Annotated in this window: 34 protein-coding genes; all 34 read right to left on the bottom strand. The window is 37.9% G+C overall.

The annotated features are described in order from the left end of the window. Positions 1 to 376: 376 nt before the first annotated feature. The 34 genes from SPI61_RS00170 to rpsJ all read right to left on the bottom strand — a co-directional run bounded on the left by SPI61_RS00170 (position 377) and on the right by rpsJ (position 19,699). Positions 377 to 1,708, bottom strand: a complete 1,332-nt coding sequence (locus tag SPI61_RS00170; RefSeq protein WP_321136103.1) for a C1 family peptidase — start codon at positions 1,706 to 1,708, stop codon at positions 377 to 379. 9 nt (positions 1,709 to 1,717) lie between these two features. After that, on the bottom strand, positions 1,718 to 3,037 hold the full coding sequence (locus SPI61_RS00165; protein ID WP_321136102.1) for an aminopeptidase C: 1,320 nt from the start codon (positions 3,035 to 3,037) through the stop codon (positions 1,718 to 1,720). A gap of 1,120 nt (positions 3,038 to 4,157) precedes the next feature. After that, positions 4,158 to 4,739, bottom strand: coding sequence for a hypothetical protein (locus SPI61_RS00160; protein WP_321136101.1), 582 nt, complete (start codon positions 4,737 to 4,739; stop codon positions 4,158 to 4,160). A gap of 24 nt (positions 4,740 to 4,763) precedes the next feature. Further along, positions 4,764 to 5,165 carry a hypothetical protein gene (locus SPI61_RS00155; RefSeq protein ID WP_321136100.1) on the bottom strand — a complete coding sequence of 134 codons (402 nt, stop codon included), beginning with the start codon at positions 5,163 to 5,165 and terminating at the stop codon, positions 4,764 to 4,766. 899 nt (positions 5,166 to 6,064) lie between these two features. Continuing rightward, positions 6,065 to 6,403: a 50S ribosomal protein L17 gene (gene rplQ, locus SPI61_RS00150; RefSeq protein WP_321136099.1), complete on the bottom strand. Its 339-nt coding sequence runs from the start codon at positions 6,401 to 6,403 to the stop codon at positions 6,065 to 6,067. 12 nt (positions 6,404 to 6,415) lie between these two features. Next, positions 6,416 to 7,369 (bottom strand): DNA-directed RNA polymerase subunit alpha, encoded by a 954-nt coding sequence (locus SPI61_RS00145; RefSeq protein WP_321136098.1) that lies wholly within the window; start codon positions 7,367 to 7,369, stop codon positions 6,416 to 6,418. 27 nt (positions 7,370 to 7,396) lie between these two features. Next, entirely contained in the window at positions 7,397 to 7,795 is a 399-nt protein-coding gene (rpsK, locus tag SPI61_RS00140; RefSeq protein ID WP_321136097.1) for a 30S ribosomal protein S11, read from the bottom strand. Positions 7,796 to 7,808: 13 nt separating this feature from the next. Then, positions 7,809 to 8,165, bottom strand: coding sequence for a 30S ribosomal protein S13 (rpsM, locus tag SPI61_RS00135; RefSeq protein WP_321136096.1), 357 nt, complete (start codon positions 8,163 to 8,165; stop codon positions 7,809 to 7,811). A 14-nt stretch (positions 8,166 to 8,179) separates the two neighbouring features. Then, complete coding sequence (gene rpmJ / locus SPI61_RS00130; RefSeq protein WP_034547827.1) at positions 8,180 to 8,293, bottom strand: 50S ribosomal protein L36; 114 nt, start codon at positions 8,291 to 8,293, stop codon at positions 8,180 to 8,182. Positions 8,294 to 8,312: 19 nt separating this feature from the next. Continuing rightward, positions 8,313 to 8,531 (bottom strand): translation initiation factor IF-1, encoded by a 219-nt coding sequence (infA, locus tag SPI61_RS00125; protein WP_034547830.1) that lies wholly within the window; start codon positions 8,529 to 8,531, stop codon positions 8,313 to 8,315. Then, positions 8,531 to 8,797, bottom strand: coding sequence for a hypothetical protein (locus SPI61_RS00120; RefSeq protein WP_321136095.1), 267 nt, complete (start codon positions 8,795 to 8,797; stop codon positions 8,531 to 8,533). The genes infA and SPI61_RS00120 overlap by 1 nt, the downstream gene beginning before the upstream one ends. A gap of 3 nt (positions 8,798 to 8,800) precedes the next feature. Beyond that, positions 8,801 to 9,442: an adenylate kinase gene (locus SPI61_RS00115; protein WP_321136094.1), complete on the bottom strand. Its 642-nt coding sequence runs from the start codon at positions 9,440 to 9,442 to the stop codon at positions 8,801 to 8,803. A 1-nt stretch (position 9,443) separates the two neighbouring features. Then, entirely contained in the window at positions 9,444 to 10,718 is a 1,275-nt protein-coding gene (gene secY / locus SPI61_RS00110; RefSeq protein ID WP_321136093.1) for a preprotein translocase subunit SecY, read from the bottom strand. After that, entirely contained in the window at positions 10,718 to 11,152 is a 435-nt protein-coding gene (rplO, locus tag SPI61_RS00105; RefSeq protein WP_321136092.1) for a 50S ribosomal protein L15, read from the bottom strand. Before rplO ends, secY begins: the two co-directional genes overlap by 1 nt. 9 nt (positions 11,153 to 11,161) lie before the next feature. After that, entirely contained in the window at positions 11,162 to 11,338 is a 177-nt protein-coding gene (rpmD, locus tag SPI61_RS00100; protein WP_321136091.1) for a 50S ribosomal protein L30, read from the bottom strand. Positions 11,339 to 11,348: 10 nt separating this feature from the next. Next, on the bottom strand, positions 11,349 to 11,852 hold the full coding sequence (gene rpsE, locus SPI61_RS00095) for a 30S ribosomal protein S5 (protein WP_321136090.1): 504 nt from the start codon (positions 11,850 to 11,852) through the stop codon (positions 11,349 to 11,351). A 14-nt stretch (positions 11,853 to 11,866) separates the two neighbouring features. Then, positions 11,867 to 12,229 (bottom strand): 50S ribosomal protein L18, encoded by a 363-nt coding sequence (rplR, locus tag SPI61_RS00090; RefSeq protein WP_321136089.1) that lies wholly within the window; start codon positions 12,227 to 12,229, stop codon positions 11,867 to 11,869. A gap of 12 nt (positions 12,230 to 12,241) precedes the next feature. Then, the gene (gene rplF / locus SPI61_RS00085; protein WP_321136088.1) at positions 12,242 to 12,778 is read right to left on the bottom strand and encodes a 50S ribosomal protein L6; all 537 of its coding nucleotides are present in this window, start codon (positions 12,776 to 12,778) and stop codon (positions 12,242 to 12,244) included. Between the two features lie 10 nt (positions 12,779 to 12,788). Then, positions 12,789 to 13,187 carry a 30S ribosomal protein S8 gene (gene rpsH / locus SPI61_RS00080; RefSeq protein WP_321136104.1) on the bottom strand — a complete coding sequence of 133 codons (399 nt, stop codon included), beginning with the start codon at positions 13,185 to 13,187 and terminating at the stop codon, positions 12,789 to 12,791. A gap of 16 nt (positions 13,188 to 13,203) precedes the next feature. Further along, positions 13,204 to 13,389: a type Z 30S ribosomal protein S14 gene (locus SPI61_RS00075; protein ID WP_034547852.1), complete on the bottom strand. Its 186-nt coding sequence runs from the start codon at positions 13,387 to 13,389 to the stop codon at positions 13,204 to 13,206. A gap of 11 nt (positions 13,390 to 13,400) precedes the next feature. Beyond that, positions 13,401 to 13,943: a 50S ribosomal protein L5 gene (gene rplE, locus SPI61_RS00070; RefSeq protein WP_321136087.1), complete on the bottom strand. Its 543-nt coding sequence runs from the start codon at positions 13,941 to 13,943 to the stop codon at positions 13,401 to 13,403. A gap of 13 nt (positions 13,944 to 13,956) precedes the next feature. After that, positions 13,957 to 14,268, bottom strand: coding sequence for a 50S ribosomal protein L24 (gene rplX, locus SPI61_RS00065; protein WP_034547857.1), 312 nt, complete (start codon positions 14,266 to 14,268; stop codon positions 13,957 to 13,959). 10 nt (positions 14,269 to 14,278) lie between these two features. Beyond that, positions 14,279 to 14,647, bottom strand: a complete 369-nt coding sequence (gene rplN, locus SPI61_RS00060) for a 50S ribosomal protein L14 (protein WP_034547860.1) — start codon at positions 14,645 to 14,647, stop codon at positions 14,279 to 14,281. Between the two features lie 13 nt (positions 14,648 to 14,660). Next, a complete protein-coding gene (gene rpsQ, locus SPI61_RS00055; RefSeq protein ID WP_321136086.1) occupies positions 14,661 to 14,915 on the bottom strand; it encodes a 30S ribosomal protein S17 in 255 nt (84 codons plus the stop codon). Positions 14,916 to 14,919: 4 nt separating this feature from the next. Beyond that, entirely contained in the window at positions 14,920 to 15,126 is a 207-nt protein-coding gene (rpmC, locus tag SPI61_RS00050; RefSeq protein WP_321136085.1) for a 50S ribosomal protein L29, read from the bottom strand. Then, positions 15,116 to 15,559, bottom strand: coding sequence for a 50S ribosomal protein L16 (rplP, locus tag SPI61_RS00045; protein WP_321136084.1), 444 nt, complete (start codon positions 15,557 to 15,559; stop codon positions 15,116 to 15,118). The genes rpmC and rplP overlap by 11 nt, the downstream gene beginning before the upstream one ends. A 17-nt stretch (positions 15,560 to 15,576) precedes the next feature. Continuing rightward, positions 15,577 to 16,284, bottom strand: a complete 708-nt coding sequence (gene rpsC, locus SPI61_RS00040) for a 30S ribosomal protein S3 (RefSeq protein ID WP_321136083.1) — start codon at positions 16,282 to 16,284, stop codon at positions 15,577 to 15,579. 15 nt (positions 16,285 to 16,299) lie between these two features. Then, positions 16,300 to 16,632, bottom strand: coding sequence for a 50S ribosomal protein L22 (gene rplV, locus SPI61_RS00035; RefSeq protein WP_321136082.1), 333 nt, complete (start codon positions 16,630 to 16,632; stop codon positions 16,300 to 16,302). Between the two features lie 12 nt (positions 16,633 to 16,644). Continuing rightward, complete coding sequence (gene rpsS, locus SPI61_RS00030; RefSeq protein WP_321136081.1) at positions 16,645 to 16,926, bottom strand: 30S ribosomal protein S19; 282 nt, start codon at positions 16,924 to 16,926, stop codon at positions 16,645 to 16,647. A 9-nt stretch (positions 16,927 to 16,935) separates the two neighbouring features. Beyond that, positions 16,936 to 17,766: a 50S ribosomal protein L2 gene (rplB, locus tag SPI61_RS00025; RefSeq protein ID WP_321136079.1), complete on the bottom strand. Its 831-nt coding sequence runs from the start codon at positions 17,764 to 17,766 to the stop codon at positions 16,936 to 16,938. A 14-nt stretch (positions 17,767 to 17,780) separates the two neighbouring features. Then, positions 17,781 to 18,071: a 50S ribosomal protein L23 gene (gene rplW, locus SPI61_RS00020; RefSeq protein WP_321136078.1), complete on the bottom strand. Its 291-nt coding sequence runs from the start codon at positions 18,069 to 18,071 to the stop codon at positions 17,781 to 17,783. Continuing rightward, the gene (gene rplD / locus SPI61_RS00015) at positions 18,071 to 18,691 is read right to left on the bottom strand and encodes a 50S ribosomal protein L4 (protein ID WP_321136077.1); all 621 of its coding nucleotides are present in this window, start codon (positions 18,689 to 18,691) and stop codon (positions 18,071 to 18,073) included. Before rplD ends, rplW begins: the two co-directional genes overlap by 1 nt. Positions 18,692 to 18,702: 11 nt before the next feature. Next, positions 18,703 to 19,329, bottom strand: coding sequence for a 50S ribosomal protein L3 (rplC, locus tag SPI61_RS00010; RefSeq protein ID WP_321136076.1), 627 nt, complete (start codon positions 19,327 to 19,329; stop codon positions 18,703 to 18,705). Positions 19,330 to 19,387: 58 nt separating this feature from the next. After that, a complete protein-coding gene (gene rpsJ / locus SPI61_RS00005; protein WP_321136075.1) occupies positions 19,388 to 19,699 on the bottom strand; it encodes a 30S ribosomal protein S10 in 312 nt (103 codons plus the stop codon). Positions 19,700 to 20,562 lie beyond the last annotated feature (863 nt).

Below are 20,562 nucleotides of genomic sequence, written 5' to 3'. Positions count from 1 at the left end.
ACCTAACTAAAATTCTTCGCTAAAATGGATGAATAACGCCGCTTTGGAAGAAGCGACCAACCGAGGCGTATTGGTAAATACGTCGCAGGTTGGGAACTTCTGAAAAGCAAGTTAGTCGCCATTTTAGCAAGAATGATCATTATACCAAATTGCACTCTAAATTTGATGAGATTGTGGGATGAAAGAAAAAAATACCTCGAGTCGTACTTAAAATGTACGTCGAGAGGTATTTTTAATTATATATATTCACCAAATTCTTAGATAAAATTGATGAAAAAGGCGTAGTACAGTCACCACTCGAGTGAGACGTGCTTAAACGCACGTCGCAATGAGAGTGGGGGCGAAACAAGCCTTTTTCGCAATTTTAGCAAGAATTTTATGCGAGGGAGCCCATCGGATCCCAAGGTTTTAACTCCTTCGGCTCTTTCTCATAATCTTTTCTCGATTTTTCGGTTAGGTATTTTTTGTTGACGACGACTTGGTAGACGTATTTGTCGAACCAGTCGGAGGTCATGACAAAGTGACCTTTGTACCCGAATTTTTCTCCCCATGAGTTTTCGACTTTAAATCTTAGAGCTTCATTGCCATCCATTTGAACTCCGGTGAAGGTCATTGCATGTGTCATCATTGAGTAGCCGTAGTCGAGGGCGTCTTCTTTCGAGAGTTTCAAGTCGACGTTAAAGAGGGTTTCGTAGTCGACAGCTTTTGTGTCGAGGATTGCTCTTTCGTCTTCAACGATTGAAGAACGTCCGACGTCGCAACCGAACCAAACAGGATATCCGTCTTTTAATTGTTTTACGGCAGCTTTTTTAAGTTCTTCGATAGGAAGGTTCAAGTGTTTTACAATTCTTCCTTCAACAATGTTTCCAAGATATTTTATTGTATATGTTTTGTTGAAAGGTTTGTCTTCGGTCGGCGAGTTGATTAGGGAAACGTAGTCGTCAATGTCAGCGCCGATATATTTGTCAAAGAAGCTGTGCGCATCCATTCCCTTGTCTTCGATAAGTTTTCCGTCTTTGTCGTGAAGAACCACGTCAAATTTTTCCGGGATTTCTCCGAGAGTTGAGGTTAAAACATTGTAGACGTCTTTCAAAACTTCTTCTTTTAATTCTCTTGCCTTTTCCACACCTTCATTTTGTACTTTTTCTCTAAGCTCGGTCGTGTATTTTCTCATAATTTTGCAGAGATATTTGTTCAGTTGAACAGTTGCAGATGAGGTTTGAGATTCAGGATATGCATATTTCGGAACAAGTCCGTATTTTTTTACGATATTCACAAACATATCCCATTGTCCGCCGTCCGACAACAAGTCCGTCATAAGATAGTCCATAACTCTGTCTTCGAGTGGTTCATTTGCCTTTTCGATTACCGCTTCCATATAGTAGTTGCATCTTTCGAGTTTGTCCCAAAACAATGTGTAGCTTTGTGAAAGTTCAAAGTTTTCAAGATTGAACTTTTTAATCACGATATTTCTCAAAACATTCATCGAAGCAAACATCCAGCATCTGCCCGATTTCTTTTGGTTTGTAACGTCTCCGTTTTTAATATCCACATTAAAAGCGAACGGCTCATCTTTCAGCGCATTCACATCTCTTGCAACCTTTTGAACTCCGTTGTATGTTGCGGCGTTCATTGCAACGATATTTCTCTTGTCTTCTAAAAATTCTTTTTCATATTCATTTATTTTATCAATACTTAATCTCGTCATAATTTCCTCCTAGAGTTCCCAAGGTAGTAGTTTTACAGGTTCTTTGTTAAATGCAGCAAGTTCTTCCTTGTTAAGGAAAGATTTTTTAGGAATGATTTCGTAGACATAGTTGTCAAACCATTCTTCATCCATAACAAGATAGCCTGCAAGTCCTGCCTTTTCGCCCCATGAATTTTGAACCTTAAATCTGAGTCCCTTTGAAGAATTATCATATCCCACAATAACCATAGCGTGTGTCGCTTCGGATTCGCGAGTTTCAATTCTTTGGACCTTGTTCGTCTTTGTGTCAACTCCAAAAAGTGAATCTCTGTCGAGAATATTGTAGAGCATAAATCCCGTGTCAAGACCGTCTCTTGAAATCAAAGAATCCTTGCCCACGTCGCACGCAAACCAAACAGGTTCGCCGGCATCGATCATCGACATAACAATTTCCTTCATTCTTGCAATCGAAACATTGACATATCTCAAACTGCCGCCGATTCTTTGTTGAATGAAAGTTCTTTCATAAAGCACATTTTCTTCCTTGTTTTTGCCCGGATAATTTCCAAGTTCAACATATTCCGAAACATCTTCTTTGAAAAATTCATTGTAAAATTCAATCGGAGAAATATTTCTTCTTTCAATCAATTTATTGTCCTTGTCTTTTACGCAAAGGTCAAATCTCTTTGGCGGAACGCCCAATGAAATCGCAGTAATTCTATAAACATCCTTCATTGCCTTTTCCTTGATACATTCGATTTCGGATTCTCTGCCGTCTTTAAAAGCATCTCTTATATCCTTTGCCGCAATCTTTAATCTCTTGTCGAGATTGTCAATCAAATCATTTGTGCGACTTACATTCTTTGAATCCGGATATGCATACTCAGGAACAATTCCGTATTTTGAGACAAGACGTTGGAAAGTTGTCCACCATGCGCCATCATCTGCAGCATAAAAAACAACATTTCTATTTAATCTGTCATCCAAATCTCTATCCTTCAACTCAATAACATCGTCCAAATATTGGTTTGCACGTTCGAGCTTGTCGAAAAAATAAAGATAATTGTGTGAAAATCTAATATCTTGAAGATTGAAATTCTTCAAAACGCTCACCTTTAAAGTATTTAAACCGGCAAACATCCAGCATCTACCCGATTGCTTTTGATTTGTAATCTTTCCGATTTTCAATTCCTTTGAAAAAACATTCGGATTTTTATTTACCAATTCATAATTTATGGACGCATCCATAATACCAACTGATGCAACCGCATTTTGAGACATCCTGCTGAAGTTCTTATCATAATTTTCTTTGAACTCTTTGAGCATGTCTTTCGTAATTTCTCTATCCATAAAATCCTCCTTAAAACATTTTGAAAGCTCATCTTTCAAATTTCTTCTACAATTTTAATTCTAACACTTTTAAAATGTGATTACAAGCATAAAACTTACATCAAAATAATTAATAGATTGATATTGGGGTATGGGAGAGTTGCGAGATTGTTTTGTGAGGTGTTAATTGTTTTATATTTTCTATATTCCTCATTGTGGCATTTATTTAATTATACATAATTTATCACATTCCCATTTATAAAAAAATATCTTGCCTTAACAATATTTACATTCGCAAACGCACCTGTAGCGTGACGGCATACGTTACGACGTAAGGAGTAACGATGTCCTCACGCCATATATAAATCTCATTCAATTTACAACCCCACCAACAACGATATGCCTATATAATATATAACCAAAAACAAAAATAATTCAAACACCTATATTCGCAAAATAAATTGCCAAAACCCATCACCCATTTTCCCTCTTGGCGGCGATACACCTTTTTATCTCATCTCACGACGAAATCAAAGATTTCTGTTCGATGTATAAAAAAACTGGTCGCCGCTACTGACGGCGTGTACGTATTTCTACATAAATTATTGCATTCAGATTCATAACAATGTTTTTGTTTTAACGATTGTATATGCGTATGTACGTGTTGTAGCGGGATGGCACTGTGTGTCCTCCCGCCCATTTTTGTGTACATTGAATATGTATTATTACCAACAACGGTGTGTGTATATAATGTAAATCCAACAATTAATTCAATTTATAATTACACCCATCATTGTTTGTTTTTAAAAATTTTTCCGCCTATTCTCCATCTTGGCGGCGATACACCTTTTTATCTCATCTCACGACGAAATCAAAGATTTCTGTTCGATGGATAAAAAAACTGGTCGCCGCTACGTACGGTGTTTACCAGTTTCTACAATCTACATTCAATTTTATCGCGAAAAGAGCCGCAAATACCCCAACGTTATTTGCGATGATATTTTGATGAAATGCGCCGCAAACTCAATTTTTGATTGCGCAGGTGTGCTCATTGCACTCCGAGCAATCAAATAATTGAAGTTTGCAATCAGGTCGCAAAATAGACCACAAATAACCGCAAATAGACCGCAAATAATCCCTCTTATTCTACTTCAAAAACAACTTCTATCTTTCCTTCCGCTTCATCAAAGGAATCTTCCGCGTTCACATCTTTTCTATCCAAAAGCTTAAATCTTATACTCTTGATATCCTTGGCATTCTCAATATAGAATTGATGGTTTACAGTCGATTTGCCTGTCGGTCCGGTTTTAAACTCATCTCTTACGTCTCCCGGAATATAATAAACCATTTCCTTTGCTTCCACACCGTCCTCAATCGTCCACTGTCCAATCAATTCATTTTCCGGAAATACAATTTTATAGCTGTCCGCTTTTTTTATTTTACATTCCACTTTGCTCGAAAGATTTTCGCTCAATTTCGGCTTTCCATCCTTTTGCAGTTCGAAGAAATTCTCTTTAAAAACTTCATCATTTACAAAAAACCAATCGCCGTTATTGTAGAAATCATCCGCCAACTGTTCTTTGTAAAAGCTGACCTCAAAATTTTTAAAATCATCGCTCTTTGATTTTTCCTCCATACCATTATTTGAACCGCAACCAAATAGCATTGATGCCATAGATATCGATAAAAATATCAATACTCTTTCTCTAAATTTTCTTTGCATTTTACTCTCCTTTTAACTATAATCCTACATTTCTTTAAACTCTATCTTTGCAAATAAACTTTTGTGCAAAAATCTATCTTTTTTTATTACAAGTCCTTCGGAAGAATTGTAGATTTCGAATTTTTCCAAAAGCTTTCCATTTTCATCATAGAAATTATACTCGCCTTCCAAATCATAAAGTTCTATGTCTGTATGAGATATAAATAACCTCTGGTCTTCATTTTCGAAAGCGTATTTTTTGCTTTCGTCTCCAACACGCTCGGCATACTCCGCATCAAACAAAGTATTCCCGAGTTTATTTACCGGCATTCTTATAGCAATATCCTTATAAAGAGAAACCGCAAATAATACTAAAATAAGCGCTAATATTAATTGTCTTATTGTCTCCCACTCAATCAAATTCACTTCCGGTTTATATTCTTCCATAATATTTCTTCTCCTTAAAATTCTAAAATTTCTTCTAAATCTTTTTCAAATTTCTACTGACAAAACTATACCAATGATTTAGATAATCCATAATTATAAATTTTGTGTCCGGCTTGTATTCTTCTTGCAAAACTCTCCTACCTGTCTTTAAACTTATAAAACCTGTCCTATATAAAATTAACTTTATTAACAATCAATTTTAATATTAAAATAATATTAATCTATATTTATTATAAACCTTTTCAAAAAAAAATCAAGTCATAGTGTTTGATTTATTTCTAGACATACTATTATTTAATAATCTTATCATTACTTATTAAACGTATTTTCAAAAATTAGATTTTTAATTTTTCTAAATTTATATTGCACATCATTTGCGGTGGTACGCCTTTTCACACAAAAAAACCGTCCCGCTACGGCGGTGTTTGCAATTTTCTACATTTAATCTCCGCTGTTATTTGCGAGAGATTTTCGATGAGAAACGCTTAGATGAAATATTTTAGGAGCGAGACGTACTGGCAAGTACGTCGCAGCGACTAAAATATTGAATCAAGTGTTTATCGCGGAAAGATCCGCAAATATTCTCCCCACTTTGCGAGGATATTTTGATGAAATGCGCCGCAAACTCAATTTTTGATTGCGCAGGTGTTTAGGCGGGAGGATTCGTAGAACCGTCCCGCTACGGCGGCGTTTACAATTTTCTACAATTAATCTTCGCCGTTATTTGCGAGGATATTTTGATGAGATGCGCCGCAAACTTAATTTTTGATTGCGCAGGTGTGCTCAATTGCACTCCGAGCAATCAAATAATTAAAGTTTGCAAGCAGGTCGCAAAATAGACTGCAAATAAGCCGCAAATAAAAAAAGGAGCATACCCGCCCCTTTTATCTATTAACATCTTATACCAATTCAATAATACACATTTCAGCTGCGTCGCCACGACGAACACCTGTTTTAATGATTCTTGTGTATCCACCTTTTCTGTCGGCATATTTAGTGTTGTATTCAGTGAAAACCTTTTTTGCCGCTTCTTTATTAAATAGGAAAGAGTTAACTTGTCTCATTGCATGAAGATCTCCTCTTTTTCCAAGAGTAATCATTTTATCAGCAGTTGTTCTAACTTCTTTCGCTCTTGTGACGGTTGTAACAACACGTCCATTTAATAATAGAGAGGTTGTAAGGTTTCTAAGCATTGCCATTCTGTGGTCAGATCTTCTGCCAAGCTTTCTTTGTGCCATTAATAACCCTCCTTAACTTTCAGTTTCTTTTAAACTAAGACCGTATTCAGCCAATTTGTTGATGACTTCTTCCAAACTTTTTCTTCCAAGGTTTCTGACTTTTAACATATCGTCTTCCGACTTTTCAGTAAGTTCTGCAACCGTGTTGATGTTTGCTCTCTTCAAGCTGTTGAATGAGCGAACGCTCAAGTCAAGTTCTTCAATTGACATCTTCAAATATCTTTGCTTTGCACGATCGTCTCTTAATTTTAATATCCCACCTTGGTCCATATTTTCACACAGACCGCTTATGAGACTTAAATGTTCGATTAAAATTCTTGCGCCCAAGGAGGCCGCTTCATCCGCGTTTATGGTTCCATTCGTCCAAATTTCCAAAACAAGTCTGTCATAGTCTGTAATTTGTCCGACTCTAGTGTTTTCAATTTTGAAATTCACTTTTCTTACCGGAGTAAATTCTGAGTCGATTGGAATATCCCCTATGGATGTGGATTCTTTTAAAGCTTCTTTATTCTTTTCTTGGAGCACATAACCTCTGCCGTGTGTAAGGTCCATTTCAATGACTAGGTGTCCATTTTTGTTTACGGTTGCGATTTTTAAATCTTTATTGATTATTTCGCAGTCCGTTCCCGTTATAATGTCCGCCCCTGTAACTTCCTTCGGTCCCTTTACGTCGATAAGAAGTTTTTGTGGTTCTTTTGTATAGCTTTTTATAGCCAAGTTCTTTATATTTAGAATAATTTCCGGAACATCTTCATAAACCCCTTCAATGGTTGAAAATTCATGAAGAACTCCTTGAATTCGAATATTAGAAATGCTGCTTCCCGGAAGACTTGATAGAAGTACCCTTCTCATTGAGTTTCCTAAAGTAGTTCCATATCCTCTTTCAAGCGGCTCGATAGAGATTTTAGCGTAGCTCTTGTCCTCGCTCATATCTAAAATTTCGATAATAGGCTTTTCAATTTCCATAAGGTTCCCTCCTTGCAAGATTAATCCCTAAACTCTTCTACGTTTAGGAGGTCTGCATCCGTTATGTGGAATAGGTGTTACGTCTTTGATTGATGTAACTTCAAGTCCTGATGCTTGAAGAGCTCTGATAGCAGCTTCTCTTCCTGAACCAGGTCCTTTTACATAAACTTCCACCGTCTTTAAACCATGTTCCATTGCTTTCTTTGAAGCAGTTTCAGCAGCTTCTTGTGCAGCAAATGGAGTACTTTTTCTTGAGCCTCTAAATCCGAGTCCTCCGGCACTTGCCCATGAAATCAGATTACCTTGCATATCTGTCAAAGATACCATTGTATTGTTAAATGATGAAGAGATATGCGCTTGACCTTTTTCTATATTTTTTCTGGCTCTTTTTTTAACTCTAACAGCCTTTCCTTTATTAGTTGCCAAGATTTACCCCTCCTTATTTCTTACCAGCTTGTCCCGGACCTTTTCTTGTCCTTGCGTTTGTCTTTGTTCTTTGTCCTCTTACCGGAAGACTTCTCTTGTGACGTTGACCTCTGTATGAACCGATTTCGCGAAGTCTCTTTATATTTAGAGCGACATCACGACGAAGGTCCCCTTCAACTTTTATGTGTTCCATAGCAGTTCTGATTTTAGCAGCATCTGCTTCAGTCAAATCACGTACACGAATATCCGGATCAACTCCGGCATCTATCAAAATTTTCTTTGAAGTAACTCTACCGATTCCATAGATATATGTCAAACCGATTTCGATTCTTTTATCTCTAGGAAGGTCGATACCTGCAATTCTTGCCATATTAATTAGCCTCCTTAACCCTGTACTTGTTTATGTTTAGGGTTTTCACAGATTACCATTACTTTTCCGCCTCTTTTAATAATTTTGCATTTGTCGCAAATTTTCTTTACGGATGGTCTTACTTTCATCTTTATTTCATCCCCTTAATTATTTGTTTCTCCAAGTGATCCTGCCCTTGGTAAGATCGTATGGAGATAGTTCCAAGTTTACTCTATCTCCCGGCAAAACACGAATGTTGTGCATTCTTAATTTTCCGGAAATATGCGCGATAATTTCATAACCATTATCAAGTTTTACTTTAAAAATAGCATTAGGGAGAGCATCTACAACAACGCCCTCAACCTCAATAGTATTCTTTTTTGACATTAATACTTGTCCCCCTCGTTGTACCTTTGCATTAGTTTCTTTAAGTTTTTGTTTGTTAACGAAAATGTTTCGTCTTTAAAAGCATTGTCATTTAAAATAGCCAAATGTTTGATTTTCTTTTTCTTGGGCTTTTCCAGTTTTCTGGTTTTTCCGTCGGATATTAATACAAAATCATTATCAACTACTTCTACAATCACAAAATGTTTGAACATATCGTGACCTGCCTTGCTTCTAACAATTTGTCCGGGTACTATCTTCTCTATCATTGATTACTTAAGACCCTCGAAGATTTCTTTTGTAACTTCTTTTGGACTCTTGTTTCCATCAATGTTAAGGACAAGTCCTTGTTTGTTGTAATAGTCGATTAATGGACTGGTTTCTTTTTCGTACACACCTATACGATTTTTAACCGTTTCTTCATTATCATCAGCCCTTTGAATGAGCTCTCCTCCGCAGTGGTCACAAACGTTTTCCTTTTTCGGAGGATTAAAGGCAATGTGGAAGCTTGCCTTGCAATCTTTGCATACACGGCGACCCGTGATTCTGTCAAGTAGAACACTCTTGTCTACATCTATATTAACAACTCTGTCAAGCTTGATTCCTTCTTCTTTCAAAAATCCGTCAAGCGCTTCGGCTTGAGGAATTGTTCTTGGAAATCCGTCAAGTAAAAAGCCGTTTTTCGCATCGTCTTTTCTTAGTCTGTCTTTCACAAGTTCAATTGTCAGCTCGTCAGGAACAAGTTTTCCTTCATCCATATATCCCTTTGCTTTTTTTCCAAGCTCTGTGCCATCTTTGATATTTGCTCTGAAGATGTCACCTGTTGAGATATGCGGAATATTTAATTCTTCTTTAATTTCTATAGCTTGGGTACCTTTTCCGGCACCCGGTGCACCTAATAATATTAGTCTCATATTAGCCTAAAAATCCTTTATAGTGACGCATGGTCATTTGTGCTTCAATTTGTTTTACGGTTTCAAGTGCAACACCTACCACGATGATCATCCCTGTTCCTTGGAAAGCAACGTCAAGGTTTGAGAAGTGTGATAATAGTAGCGGTAATGTTGATAAAATAGCAAGTGCAAGACCACCGATGAATGTTATTCTGTTAACAGTTCTTGAGAGGTATTGACTTGTCGGTTTTCCAGGTCTGATTCCAGGAATGAATCCGCCTTGTGATTGAATATTCTTTGCATATTCAACTGTGTTAAATTGAATTGCGTTGTAGAAATACGTAAAGAATATAATAAGCACAAAGTTTATTATAAGGTAAATCCAAAATCCGAATTTACCGTCTTGTGTCAACCAATTGCGTAGGAAGTTTCCAAAACCGCCCTTTGAGAAAAGAGCAATTGTTGCAGGAATTTGCATGAATGTTGATGCGAAGATAACAGGCATAACTGAAGCCATATTAACCTTGATAGGAATATGTGTTGCTTGTCCGCCGTAAACTCTTCTTCCGACAACACGTTTTGCATATTGAACAGGAATTCTTCTTTCACCTTCTTGGATGATAACAACAAATGCAACGATAGCAACCATAATCAAAAGATAAATGATAACAGCAATCCATGATGTTACACCTGCTTGTGCAAGTCTGAAGTTTTTCATCAATGTTTCAGGTAATCTTGCAACGATACCAACGAAGATTATAAGTGAAATACCGTTTCCTACTCCGTTTTCTGTAATTCTGTCTCCAAGCCATACAAGGAAACTTGTACCGGCTACGAGTGTTATGATGATAAGTGAGTTTTGAATAAATCCGGTTGCTGTAACAGCTTGGCTGTAGAGGCCGAATACTGTACCCATCGATTGGATGAGTGCCAAAACAACACCTGTAATTCTTGTAATACTGTTGAGTTTTCTTCTTCCTTCTTCTCCTTCTTTTGCAAGTTCTTCAAGTTTAGGAATTGCAACTGTGAGAAGTTGGATGATAATTGACGCCGTGATATATGGATATATATTCATGGCAAATATACTCATATTGGAGAGTGAACCTCCGGCCATCAAGTCCAAAAATCCGAGGACGCTTTGTCCCGCACTTTCGAAAATCTTTGCAATTTGTGTCTTGTCAATAAATGGAGCCGGTATATGACTTCCTAAACGGAAAATAAAGAGACAAAATAGCGTATAGAGCATTTTGTTTCTTATTTCCTTAACTTTCCATGCGTCTCTTAATGTTTTAAACATTAGATCACCTCAGCTGTTCCACCAGCTTTTTCAATCTTTTCTTGTGCAGACTTGCTGAACTTTTGTGCTTTTACATTAAGCTTTTTGGATAAATCCCCTTCGCCTAAAATTTTAATAGCACCTACACTTCTGTGTACAAGTCCTTTTTCGATCATTGCAGCCTTGTCAACTGTTTGACCGTTGTCAAATGCTTCAAGATCAGAAACATTAACGATTGAATAATCTGTTCTCCATATGTTTTTAAATCCTCTTTTCGGCAAACGTCTGAAAAGTGGCATTTGGCCCCCTTCAAATCCCGGACGTGTGCCTCCACCGCTTCTGGAATTTTGCCCCTTCATACCGCGAGTAGAAGTTTTTCCCATTCCTGAACCGATTCCTCTTCCAACTCTTTTCTTGGAAGTTCTCTTAAGTCCTTTTAAATTACTTAGATCCATAATTCCCTCCTAGTCAATAACCTCAACAATGTGTTGAACCTTGTTGATCATTCCTCTAATTTGTGGAGTATCGGTTGTTTCAACTACGTGGCCGATTCTGTGAAGACCTAAAGCTTTAACAATCCTTCTGTGACTTTCGGGTTTACCGATGAGACTTCTCTTTTGTCTAATTTTAATTGTAGCCATAAGACGCCTCCTAACCTAATATTTCATCCAATGTTTTGCCTCTCATCTTTGCAACGTCTTCAGGACGTTTCAAAGATTGTAGGCCGTTCATTGTTGCATTAACAACGTTTCTTGGGTTGTTACTTCCTAAACATTTCGTACGAATATCTTTGATACCTGCAAGTTCACAAACTGCACGAACAGCTGCTCCCGCAATAACTCCGGTACCTTCTTTGGAAGGCTTTAGAAGTACACTGCCTGCACCGTATCTTCCGATGATTTCGTGTGGAATTGTTGTATCTTGAATAACAACCTCGATCATATTTTTCTTTGCATCAGCAACAGCTTTTCTGATAGCTTCAGGAACTTCAAGTGCTTTACCCATTCCGACGCCGACGTGAGACTTTTGGTCTCCGACAACAACAAGTGCGGCAAATCTGAAGTTCTTACCACCTTTAACAGTCTTTGAAACTCTGTTGATTGCAACAACTCTTTCTTGTAAATCGAGTTCTTCGTGATTAATTCTCTCAGTCAAAGTAATACCTCCTTCTAGAAGTCGAGTCCGGCTTCTCTAGCGCCTTCAGCCAATTCTTTAATGCGACCGTGGTAAACATATCCGCCTCTGTCGAATACTACTTCCTTGATGCCGTTACTAATAGCACGCTTTGCAATGAGTTCGCCAACTTTTTTAGCAGCTTCTTTGTTTCCTGTGTGTTCAAGACCCAATTCCTTGTCTAGGGATGAAGCAGCAGCAAGTGTCCTCATTTCAACATCATCAATGATTTGAGCGTAAATATGTTTAGAACTTCTTCTAACACAAAGTCTTGGTCTTTCAGCAGTACCGTTTACCTTGTTTCTTACGCGAAGATGTCTTTTTATACGAGTTTGATTCTTATCAACTTTTTTTATCATTTAAAAGACCTCCTACTTACCTGTCTTACCGACTTTACGACGTACATGTTCATCGACGTAACGAACACCTTTTCCTAGATAAGGTTCAGGTGGTCTGTAACCTCTTACAAGAGCCGCAAATTGTCCGACTTGTTGTTTATCAGCACCTGAAATTACAATAGTTAAGTTGTCCGGTGTTTCAACAGTCAAACCTGCAGGAACTTCAACATCGAGTGGATGTGAAAAACCGAGGGTAAGACCCAATTTTTTACCGTTCATATTAGCTCTGTAACCGGTTCCGATAATCTTTAATTCCTTCTTAAATCCTTCTGTAACACCTTCAACCATATTTGCAACAAGACTTCTTGTCAAACCGTGAAGACTTCTGACTCTTTTTGTTTCGTCAGCTCTGATTACATGGATTTCATTATCTTTAATTTCAAAACTCATTTCCTTAACAGCTGTAAAAGAAAGTTCTCCCTTAGGTCCCTTAACCTTAACAGTTCTGTCGTTAATATCTACAGTACAGCCTGAAGGAATTGCAATTGGTTTTAATCCGATTCTACTCATAATTTCCTCCTTACCATACGTAGCAAATAACTTCGCCGCCAACCTTTTGAGCACGAGCGTCTCTGTCTGTCATAATTCCCTTAGATGTGGAAATAATGGCAATACCGAGTCCGCCTAAAACTCTTGGCAGTTCAGTTGAATTTACATAAATTCTTAAACCAGGTTTAGAAATTCTTCTAATTCCTGAAATAACTCTTTCTTTACTATTAATATATTTCAAAGCAATACGAATTGTCTTAGAAACTCCGTCTTCAAGAACTTCAAAATCCTTGATGTAACCTTCATCTTTTAGAATTTCAGCAATCGAAACTTTAATTTTACTAGCCGGAATGTCTACGAATTCGTGCCTTTGGCTATTTGCATTTCTAATTCTCGTAAGCATATCTGCAATAGGATCAGTTAACATAATTTACCTCCTTCAAAGCTTACCAGCTTGCCTTTCTTACTCCAGGAATTTCACCCTTGTAAGCGAGTTCTCTAAAACAAATACGGCAGATACCATATTTTCTTAGATAGGCGTGTGGTCTTCCACAAATCTTGCAACGATTGTATTGTCTTGAAGAGAATTTAGGAGTTCTCTTTTGACTTGCTATCTTTGATTTCTTTGCCATTAAAATCCTCCTTACTTTCTAAACGGCATGCCGAGAAGTCTTAGTAATTCTTTTGCTTCCTCGTCTGTCTTAGCCGTTGTAACAATAACGATGTCCATACCGTGTATTTCTTCAACTTCGTCATAAATGATTTCAGGGAAAATCAATTGTTCTCTGACACCCGTAGCATAGTTTCCACGACCGTCAAAACTTCTGTCGCTAACCCCTCTGAAGTCTCTAACACGTGGCAAAGAGATATTTACAAACTTATCTAAGAAGTAATACATCTTGTCGCCTCTTAGAGTAACCTTTGCACCTATCTTCATACCTTCACGAAGTTTAAAGTTAGCAATAGACTTTCTTGCGTGGGTTACAACAGGAGCTTGACCTGAAATAAGAGCCAATTCCTTTACAATTGCATCCAACATCTTCGGATTGTCCTTTGCCTTACCCAAACCAACGTTTAAAGTAATCTTTTCAAGCTTTGGAACTTCGTTTATATTCTTGTATCCAAATTTCTCAACCATTTGAGAAACTACTTCATTTTTATATTTTTCTAATAATCTTGGAGCCATCTATATCATCCTCCTAGTCTATAACTTCGCCATCAGATTTTCTAAATCTTACTTTAGTGCCATCTTCAAGGAACTTATAGCCGATTCTTGAACGCTTCTTTGCTGATGTATCGTAATACATAACATTTGAAACATCAATCTTGCCTTCTCTCTTAACAAGTCCGCCCGGTTTTTGTGGTCCCATAGGTTTTTGGTGTTTAACTTGAATATTTACACCTTCTACAATAACCTTCTTTTCTTGTGGGAAAGAACGCAAAACCTTTCCGGTTTTTCCTTTATCTTTACCGGCAATTACTATTACTGTATCATCTTTTCTAATCTTCATATGAAACTCCTTATAGTACTTCCGGAGCAAGTGAAACGATCTTCATGAAATCATTTTTTCTTAGCTCTCTTGTGACAGGCCCAAAAATACGGGTGCCAACCGGGTTCTTGTCATCTTTTATAATAACGCATGCGTTGTCATCGAAAGAAATGTAACTGCCGTCAGCACGTCTTACAGGACGAACTGTTCTGACAATAACAGCTTTTTGAACATCACCTTTTTTTACAACTCCGCCGGGTGTTGCACTTTTGACAGCAACAACTACAATATCCCCAACAGATGCGATCTTTCTTCTTGTTCCTCCGAGAACCTTAATAACGAGGACTTCTTTAGCACCTGAGTTATCAGCAACTCTCATGCGACTTTCTTGTTGTATCATAATTCCTCCTTAATTAACGTGCTTCCTCAATGATTTGAACGAGGCGCCATCTCTTAGTTTTTGACAAAGGTCTTGTTTCCATAATTTGAACCTTGTCACCGATCTTAGCTTGGTTTTGTTCATCATGAGCTTTAAAAACTGTTGTACGATTAATTCTCTTTTTATAAACAGGGTGAGCGACTTTGGTTTCAACTTTAACTGTGATCGTCTTGTCCATCTTATCGCTTGTAACGATACCGATCCTGGATTTTCTTAAATTTCTTTCCATAACCTTAAGCCTCCTTCCTTATTCCAAGAGCTCTTTCGCTCTCAATAGTCTTAATCTTTGCAATTTCTTTTCTAACAATACGAATCCTCATAGGATTTTCCAGACCACCGGTTACAGCTTGAAAACGAAGATTGAAGAGCTCTGCTTTCAATTCTTGAAGTTTAGCTTGTAATTCTTGATCCGATAATTGTCGAATTTCCTTAATCTTCATCAGCTTCACCGCCTTTAGCTTCTACATCATCACGCGTGATGAACTTAGTCTTAATTGGTAACTTGTGTTGGGCAAGTCTCATAGCTTCTCTGGCGTCTTCAATAGGAACGCCGCCCATTTCAAACATAACTCTTCCCGGTTTAACAACAGCTACCCAATATTCCGGAGCTCCTTTACCGGAACCCATACGTGTTTCAGCTGGCTTCTTTGAAACCGGCTTATCCGGGAAAATCTTAATCCAAATACTACCGCCACGTTTAATATATCTTGTCATAGCACGACGTGCAGCTTCTATTTGGTTGGAGGTAATCCATGCAGGTTCGAGAGCTTGAATAGCATATTCGCCGTAAGTAATAGTATTACCTTTGTTTGCGAAGCCCTTCATTCTGCCCCTGTGGACTCTTCTTCTTTTGACTCTTTTAGGCATCAACATAATTACATATCCTCCTGCTAATTAGATTGTCCCTTGACAAATCTCTTTCTTCTTCTCTTTCTTCCGTCGTCAACCGGTTTTACTTCAGGAAGCTTGCCGTTTAAAACTTCTCCCTTGTAAATCCAAACCTTACAGCCAATCTTGCCGTATGTTGTGTTTGCTTCTGCAAAACCGTAATCAATGTCGGCTCTGATAGTTTGAAGAGGAATTGTACCTTCACTGTATCTTTCAGCTCTTGCAATATCAGCTCCGCCTAAACGACCGGAAACTTGTGTTTTAATACCCTTTGCTCCGGCTCTCATAGTTCTTTGGATAGCTGACTTCATCGCACGTCTGAATGCAACACGTCTTTCCAAAGCAGCTGCAATATTTTCTGCAACCAATTGAGCATCAACATCAGGATTCTTAACTTCTTCAACGCTTACAACAACGTCTTTTCCTGTGAGCTTGTTTAACTTCAATCTCAAAGTTTCAACACCTTCACCGCCGCGTCCGATAACTACACCCGGTTTTTGTGTGTAAATTGAAACCTTAACCTTGTTTACTGCGCGTTCTATATCAATCTTGGAAATTCCCGCTTGGTATAATTCCTTCTTTAAAAACTCTCTAATCTTGTAATCTTCAATAAGATTGTCGGAGAAGTCTTTCTTATTTGCAAACCATCTGGAATTCCAATCCTTGATAACTCCAACTCTTAGTCCATGTGGATTAACTTTTTGACCCATAATTCAAACTCTCCTTTACTCATCTGCGACTACAACGCCAATGTGACTGGTACGTTTTATAATAGGATAAGCTTTACCCTTAGCCTTTGGACGATATCTCTTCATCCTTGGGCCTTCATTTGCGAAAGCTTCCTTAACAATCAATTTTTCTCTATCTGCTTCAAAATTATGTTCAGCATTAGCAACAGCACTCTTTAAAACATCTGAAAGAATGCGTGCTCCCTTCTTAGGAGTAAACATCAAGAAAGCTAAAGCTTCGTCCACTTGCTTTCCACGAATCTCTTGACAGATAAAGTGTACTTTTCTAGGACTGATTCTTACATATTTAGCAGTTGCACTTGTCTTCATATGAACTCCTCCCTACATACCTGCCGTCTTAGCATCTTTGCCGGCATGTCCTTTAAATGTTCTAGTAAGAACGAACTCTCCAAGTTTGTGGCCAACCATATCTTCTGTAATATATACAGGTACATGCTTTCTTCCGTCATGTACAGCAATTGTGAGACCTACAAATTCCGGAAATATTGTTGATCTTCTAGACCATGTCTTAATAACTTTTTTATCATTCTTCTCGTTTAATGCTTCAACCTTTTTCATAAGATGTTCATCAACGAAAGGTCCTTTTTTAATCGATCTAGCCATTTTTCCTCCCTAGTTGGTTCTTCTTCTGATAATCATTGCATCAGATTTTTTGCCCTTCTTACGTGTCTTTACACCGTGGCTCTTCTTACCCCAAGGTGTCATAGGTGCAGGACGTCCTACAGGAGCTCTACCTTCACCACCACCATGCGGGTGATCTACAGGGTTCATAGCTGAACCTCTAACATGTGGGCGTTTACCCATCTTACGGCTTCTTCCTGCCTTACCGATAGTGATAAGTTCGTGTTCTTGATTTCCTACAGAACCGATAGTTGCGCGGCATTCGCCGAGAACCATTCTCATTTCACCTGAAGGAAGTCTCAATTGAGCATATTTACCTTCTCTACCCATAAGTTGAGCTTCATTTCCGGCTGAACGAGCAAGTTGTCCGCCTTTACCAGGTTTTAACTCAATATTGTGAATGAAAGTACCGACCGGAATATCATTTAACTTCAATGCATTTCCTACTTTAATGTCAGCGCCTTCACCAGATAAAATAGTATCGCCTACCTTGAGTCCTTGTGGGTGAAGAATATATCTCTTTTCCCCGTCCTTATAGAAAATAAGAGCAATATTTGCACTTCTGTTCGGATCGTACTCAATAGCGTTTACAATACCTGGTACTCCGTCTTTATCTCTCTTGAAATCGATAATTCTATACTTCTTCTTAGCACCGCCACCTCTGTGACGCATTGTAATTCTACCCTTTGAATTTCTACCTGCATTCTTTGATAAAGAAACAACCAAACTCTTTTCAGGAGTCTTCTTTGTGATTTCTTCAAAAGTAGAAACCGTCATATGACGACGGCTAGGTGAGGTCGGTTTAAAACTTTTAATTCCCATAATCTAACCTCCTGCTACTCAAGGCTTTCGAAGAACTCAATACTCTTTGATTCCGGAGTAAGCTTAATAATTGCCTTCTTCCAGTCTGAAGTTCTTCCCTCTGTCATACCTTGACGTTTCTTCTTACCGGTTACATTCATAATAGTAACCTTTTCAACATCTACACCGAAAATAGTTTCAATAGCCTTCTTGACTTCTGTCTTATTAGCAGTCTTTAAAACCTTAAAAGTATACTTTTTTTCGGCTAAATCATCCATCGCCCTTTCTGTAACTACAGGACGTAAAATAATATCATATGCGTTCATTAGTTAAATACCTCCTCAACTCTTTTGAGTGCGGATTCACTGATAACCAAATTATCGTGCTTCAAAAGCTCATAAACATTGATTAAATCTGCATATGTTACCGCAGCTTTTTCTATATTTCTTGCTGATAAATAAACATTCTTGTCAACCTTTTCCGTAACAACAAGCGGCTTTCTTGCACCCAACTTATCGAATAACTCAACCATCTTTGAAGTCTTCGGTGCGTCAAAACTAATATCATCAACAACAATCATCTTGCCGTCATTGAACTTGCTTGTCAAAGCTGAGGACAAAGCAACCTTCTTCAAACTCTTCGGCAACTTATATGAATAATCTCTTGCCTTCGGAGCAAAAACAACTCCGCCACCCTTCCATTGTGGTGAACGAGTTGAACCTTGTCTTGCAGAACCGGTTCCCTTTTGTCTCCATGGCTTTCTGCCACCGCCTCTTACTTCACTTCTTGTCTTGGTAGATTGAGTTCCTTGACGTCTGTTTGCCAAGTGATTTACCACAGCTTGATGAACAGCGGTTTCATTGATGTCTGATGCAAACAACTTTTCTGAAATTTCAATTTCTCTAAGTTCCTTGCCCGTCATATCTACAACTTTTATCTTAGGCATTTCGTCCTCCTTTACTTCTTAAGCGCAGCCTTAACAAGAACCATACCGTTTCTTGCGCCCGGAACCGCACCCTTTACAAGCAAAAGATTCTTGTCTGCATCTACGCGTACAATTTCGAGGTTTTGAACAGTAACCTTTTCATTACCCATTCTACCTTCCATTCTTTTGCCCTTAAAAACTCTTCCAGGATAAGTTCCTGCAGACAAACCACCCGGCATTCTGTGGAACTTGGAACCGTGTGTTTCACGTCCTCTTTGGAAACCGTGGCGTTTAACAACACCTTGTGTTCCCTTACCCTTAGAAATACCTGTGATATCTACGAAACTACCTTCTTCGAAAATATCTACCTTCACTTCACTTCCAAGTTCTAACTCTTGGAAAGAATCATCTTTAAACTCTCTTAAAAAGCGCATCGGCTTAGCGCCGGCCTTTTCAAAATGTCCCTTCTTCGGCTTGTTTGCAAGCTTCTCACGGATAGGTTCGAAACCCAGTTGAACTGCGTCATAACCTTCCTTATCTACCGTCTTCTTTTGAATAACAACATTCGGTGTTGCTTCAATAACGGTTACGGCAACCAACTCTCCGGTTTCTCCGAAAATTTGTGTCATGCCGAGTTTTTTACCCATTATGCCTTTCATCTAAAGCACCTCCATATTTTATAGCGGATTGATCTTCAATCATATAAATCTTAACAGCCTATAACTTAATTTCGATATCCACACCTGTAGCTAAATTCAACTTCATCAAAGCGTCTACAGTCTTTTGGTTAGGATTTAAAATATCGATTAACCTCTTATGAGTTCTTTGCTCAAATTGTTCTCTGGAATCCTTATTAACGTGAACAGATCTCAAAATTGTAATGATTTCTCTTTCAGTAGGAAGAGGAATAGGTCCTGAAACCTCAACGCCTGTTCTCTTTGCAGCTTCCACAATTCTCTTTGCAGAGTTGTCTAATAACTCATGATCATAAGCCTTAAGACGGATTCTGATTTTATTTTTTGTGCTCATATTACCCTCCTTCGTATGATAGCCCTTACATACGACGTCAATACAGCAACTCATCCGGGTGTTTCCTCTTCCGCTTAAAAAGAAAAACCACAAAAGTCATTGTTTTCGCGAAAGCTCGCCGGCTTCGCATACTCCGGGAAAATCTCCCAATTCAAACGATTGGCCACCTTTCCCTTCAACGCCATCGACTTCGGGCACCTATATATTATAACACAAAGAAAACCGTATTACAAGCATTTTTTAAAAAAATCTAAAAAATTTTAAAAAACTTGTAAAAACGAAATCTCGGTGTCAACCTGAATATAATAACATAAACCACACGGACGTGTCAAGCGAAATAATGAATAAAATATTACACTTTTAAAAATAAACAAAAAAATAAAATCTTCCTTATATATAGAGTAATTTGTGGAGCGAAAAACTTAATGCTTCTTTTTTTATTAAACAAAACAATCAGATTTTTAATTTTGAAATGAATTAAGTATTTACATGATTTTAGAAATTGAGAACAAGAAACAGTGTGTCGAGCGAAAATTGATTTTTCTGAATCTATATTATATTAACTAAACGTTGTTGATAATAATACAGATTTTATTTGCACAAAAACGGGCGGGAGGACATCGTTGTTCCGTACGTCACAACGTATGCCATCCCGCTACGGCGCAATTGCAAAATCGTTCATTATGATATCCTTATCACAAATCCAACAAAAAAGAACCGGTTATATGTACTGCCCCCTTAAATCCGGACACGGAAATAAGGGGGCATTTTAATGAATAAAATAACATATGAAGAAAAATTAAAAATAATTAAAGAAAACGAAGATGGCTATGGAAAAGACTATCTTTCCAAAAAATATAATA

The organism is Ezakiella sp. (genome assembly GCF_034180565.1).
Lineage (GTDB): Bacteria > Bacillota > Clostridia > Tissierellales > Peptoniphilaceae > Ezakiella.
Note: the sequence above shows the minus strand (reverse complement) of the source record. Positions and strands in the feature narration are given on the sequence as shown.

What these genes read in the sequence shown, in the direction of transcription:
- SPI61_RS00170 (WP_321136103.1), bottom strand. Translation starts at nt 1,708, where the DNA reads ATGACGAGATTAAGTATTGATAAAATAAATGAATATGAAAAAGAATTT.
- SPI61_RS00165 (WP_321136102.1), bottom strand. Translation starts at nt 3,037, where the DNA reads ATGGATAGAGAAATTACGAAAGACATGCTCAAAGAGTTCAAAGAAAAT.
- SPI61_RS00160 (WP_321136101.1), bottom strand. Translation starts at nt 4,739, where the DNA reads ATGCAAAGAAAATTTAGAGAAAGAGTATTGATATTTTTATCGATATCT.
- SPI61_RS00155 (WP_321136100.1), bottom strand. Translation starts at nt 5,165, where the DNA reads ATGGAAGAATATAAACCGGAAGTGAATTTGATTGAGTGGGAGACAATA.
- rplQ (WP_321136099.1), bottom strand. Translation starts at nt 6,403, where the DNA reads ATGGCACAAAGAAAGCTTGGCAGAAGATCTGACCACAGAATGGCAATG.
- SPI61_RS00145 (WP_321136098.1), bottom strand. Translation starts at nt 7,369, where the DNA reads ATGGAAATTGAAAAGCCTATTATCGAAATTTTAGATATGAGCGAGGAC.
- rpsM (WP_321136096.1), bottom strand. Translation starts at nt 8,165, where the DNA reads ATGGCAAGAATTGCAGGTATCGACCTTCCTAGAGATAAAAGAATCGAA.
- rpmJ (WP_034547827.1), bottom strand. Translation starts at nt 8,293, where the DNA reads ATGAAAGTAAGACCATCCGTAAAGAAAATTTGCGACAAATGCAAAATT.
- infA (WP_034547830.1), bottom strand. Translation starts at nt 8,531, where the DNA reads ATGTCAAAAAAGAATACTATTGAGGTTGAGGGCGTTGTTGTAGATGCT.
- SPI61_RS00120 (WP_321136095.1), bottom strand. Translation starts at nt 8,797, where the DNA reads ATGATAGAGAAGATAGTACCCGGACAAATTGTTAGAAGCAAGGCAGGT.
- SPI61_RS00115 (WP_321136094.1), bottom strand. Translation starts at nt 9,442, where the DNA reads ATGAGACTAATATTATTAGGTGCACCGGGTGCCGGAAAAGGTACCCAA.
- secY (WP_321136093.1), bottom strand. Translation starts at nt 10,718, where the DNA reads ATGTTTAAAACATTAAGAGACGCATGGAAAGTTAAGGAAATAAGAAAC.
- rplO (WP_321136092.1), bottom strand. Translation starts at nt 11,152, where the DNA reads ATGGATCTAAGTAATTTAAAAGGACTTAAGAGAACTTCCAAGAAAAGA.
- rpmD (WP_321136091.1), bottom strand. Translation starts at nt 11,338, where the DNA reads ATGGCTACAATTAAAATTAGACAAAAGAGAAGTCTCATCGGTAAACCC.
- rplR (WP_321136089.1), bottom strand. Translation starts at nt 12,229, where the DNA reads ATGATAAAAAAAGTTGATAAGAATCAAACTCGTATAAAAAGACATCTT.
- rplF (WP_321136088.1), bottom strand. Translation starts at nt 12,778, where the DNA reads ATGAGTAGAATCGGATTAAAACCAATTGCAATTCCTTCAGGCTGTACT.
- SPI61_RS00075 (WP_034547852.1), bottom strand. Translation starts at nt 13,389, where the DNA reads ATGGCAAAGAAATCAAAGATAGCAAGTCAAAAGAGAACTCCTAAATTC.
- rplE (WP_321136087.1), bottom strand. Translation starts at nt 13,943, where the DNA reads ATGGCTCCAAGATTATTAGAAAAATATAAAAATGAAGTAGTTTCTCAA.
- rplX (WP_034547857.1), bottom strand. Translation starts at nt 14,268, where the DNA reads ATGAAGATTAGAAAAGATGATACAGTAATAGTAATTGCCGGTAAAGAT.
- rplN (WP_034547860.1), bottom strand. Translation starts at nt 14,647, where the DNA reads ATGATACAACAAGAAAGTCGCATGAGAGTTGCTGATAACTCAGGTGCT.
- rpsQ (WP_321136086.1), bottom strand. Translation starts at nt 14,915, where the DNA reads ATGGAAAGAAATTTAAGAAAATCCAGGATCGGTATCGTTACAAGCGAT.
- rpmC (WP_321136085.1), bottom strand. Translation starts at nt 15,126, where the DNA reads ATGAAGATTAAGGAAATTCGACAATTATCGGATCAAGAATTACAAGCT.
- rplP (WP_321136084.1), bottom strand. Translation starts at nt 15,559, where the DNA reads ATGTTGATGCCTAAAAGAGTCAAAAGAAGAAGAGTCCACAGGGGCAGA.
- rpsC (WP_321136083.1), bottom strand. Translation starts at nt 16,284, where the DNA reads ATGGGTCAAAAAGTTAATCCACATGGACTAAGAGTTGGAGTTATCAAG.
- rplV (WP_321136082.1), bottom strand. Translation starts at nt 16,632, where the DNA reads ATGAAGACAAGTGCAACTGCTAAATATGTAAGAATCAGTCCTAGAAAA.
- rpsS (WP_321136081.1), bottom strand. Translation starts at nt 16,926, where the DNA reads ATGGCTAGATCGATTAAAAAAGGACCTTTCGTTGATGAACATCTTATG.
- rplB (WP_321136079.1), bottom strand. Translation starts at nt 17,766, where the DNA reads ATGGGAATTAAAAGTTTTAAACCGACCTCACCTAGCCGTCGTCATATG.
- rplW (WP_321136078.1), bottom strand. Translation starts at nt 18,071, where the DNA reads ATGAACGCATATGATATTATTTTACGTCCTGTAGTTACAGAAAGGGCG.
- rplD (WP_321136077.1), bottom strand. Translation starts at nt 18,691, where the DNA reads ATGCCTAAGATAAAAGTTGTAGATATGACGGGCAAGGAACTTAGAGAA.
- rplC (WP_321136076.1), bottom strand. Translation starts at nt 19,329, where the DNA reads ATGAAAGGCATAATGGGTAAAAAACTCGGCATGACACAAATTTTCGGA.
- rpsJ (WP_321136075.1), bottom strand. Translation starts at nt 19,699, where the DNA reads ATGAGCACAAAAAATAAAATCAGAATCCGTCTTAAGGCTTATGATCAT.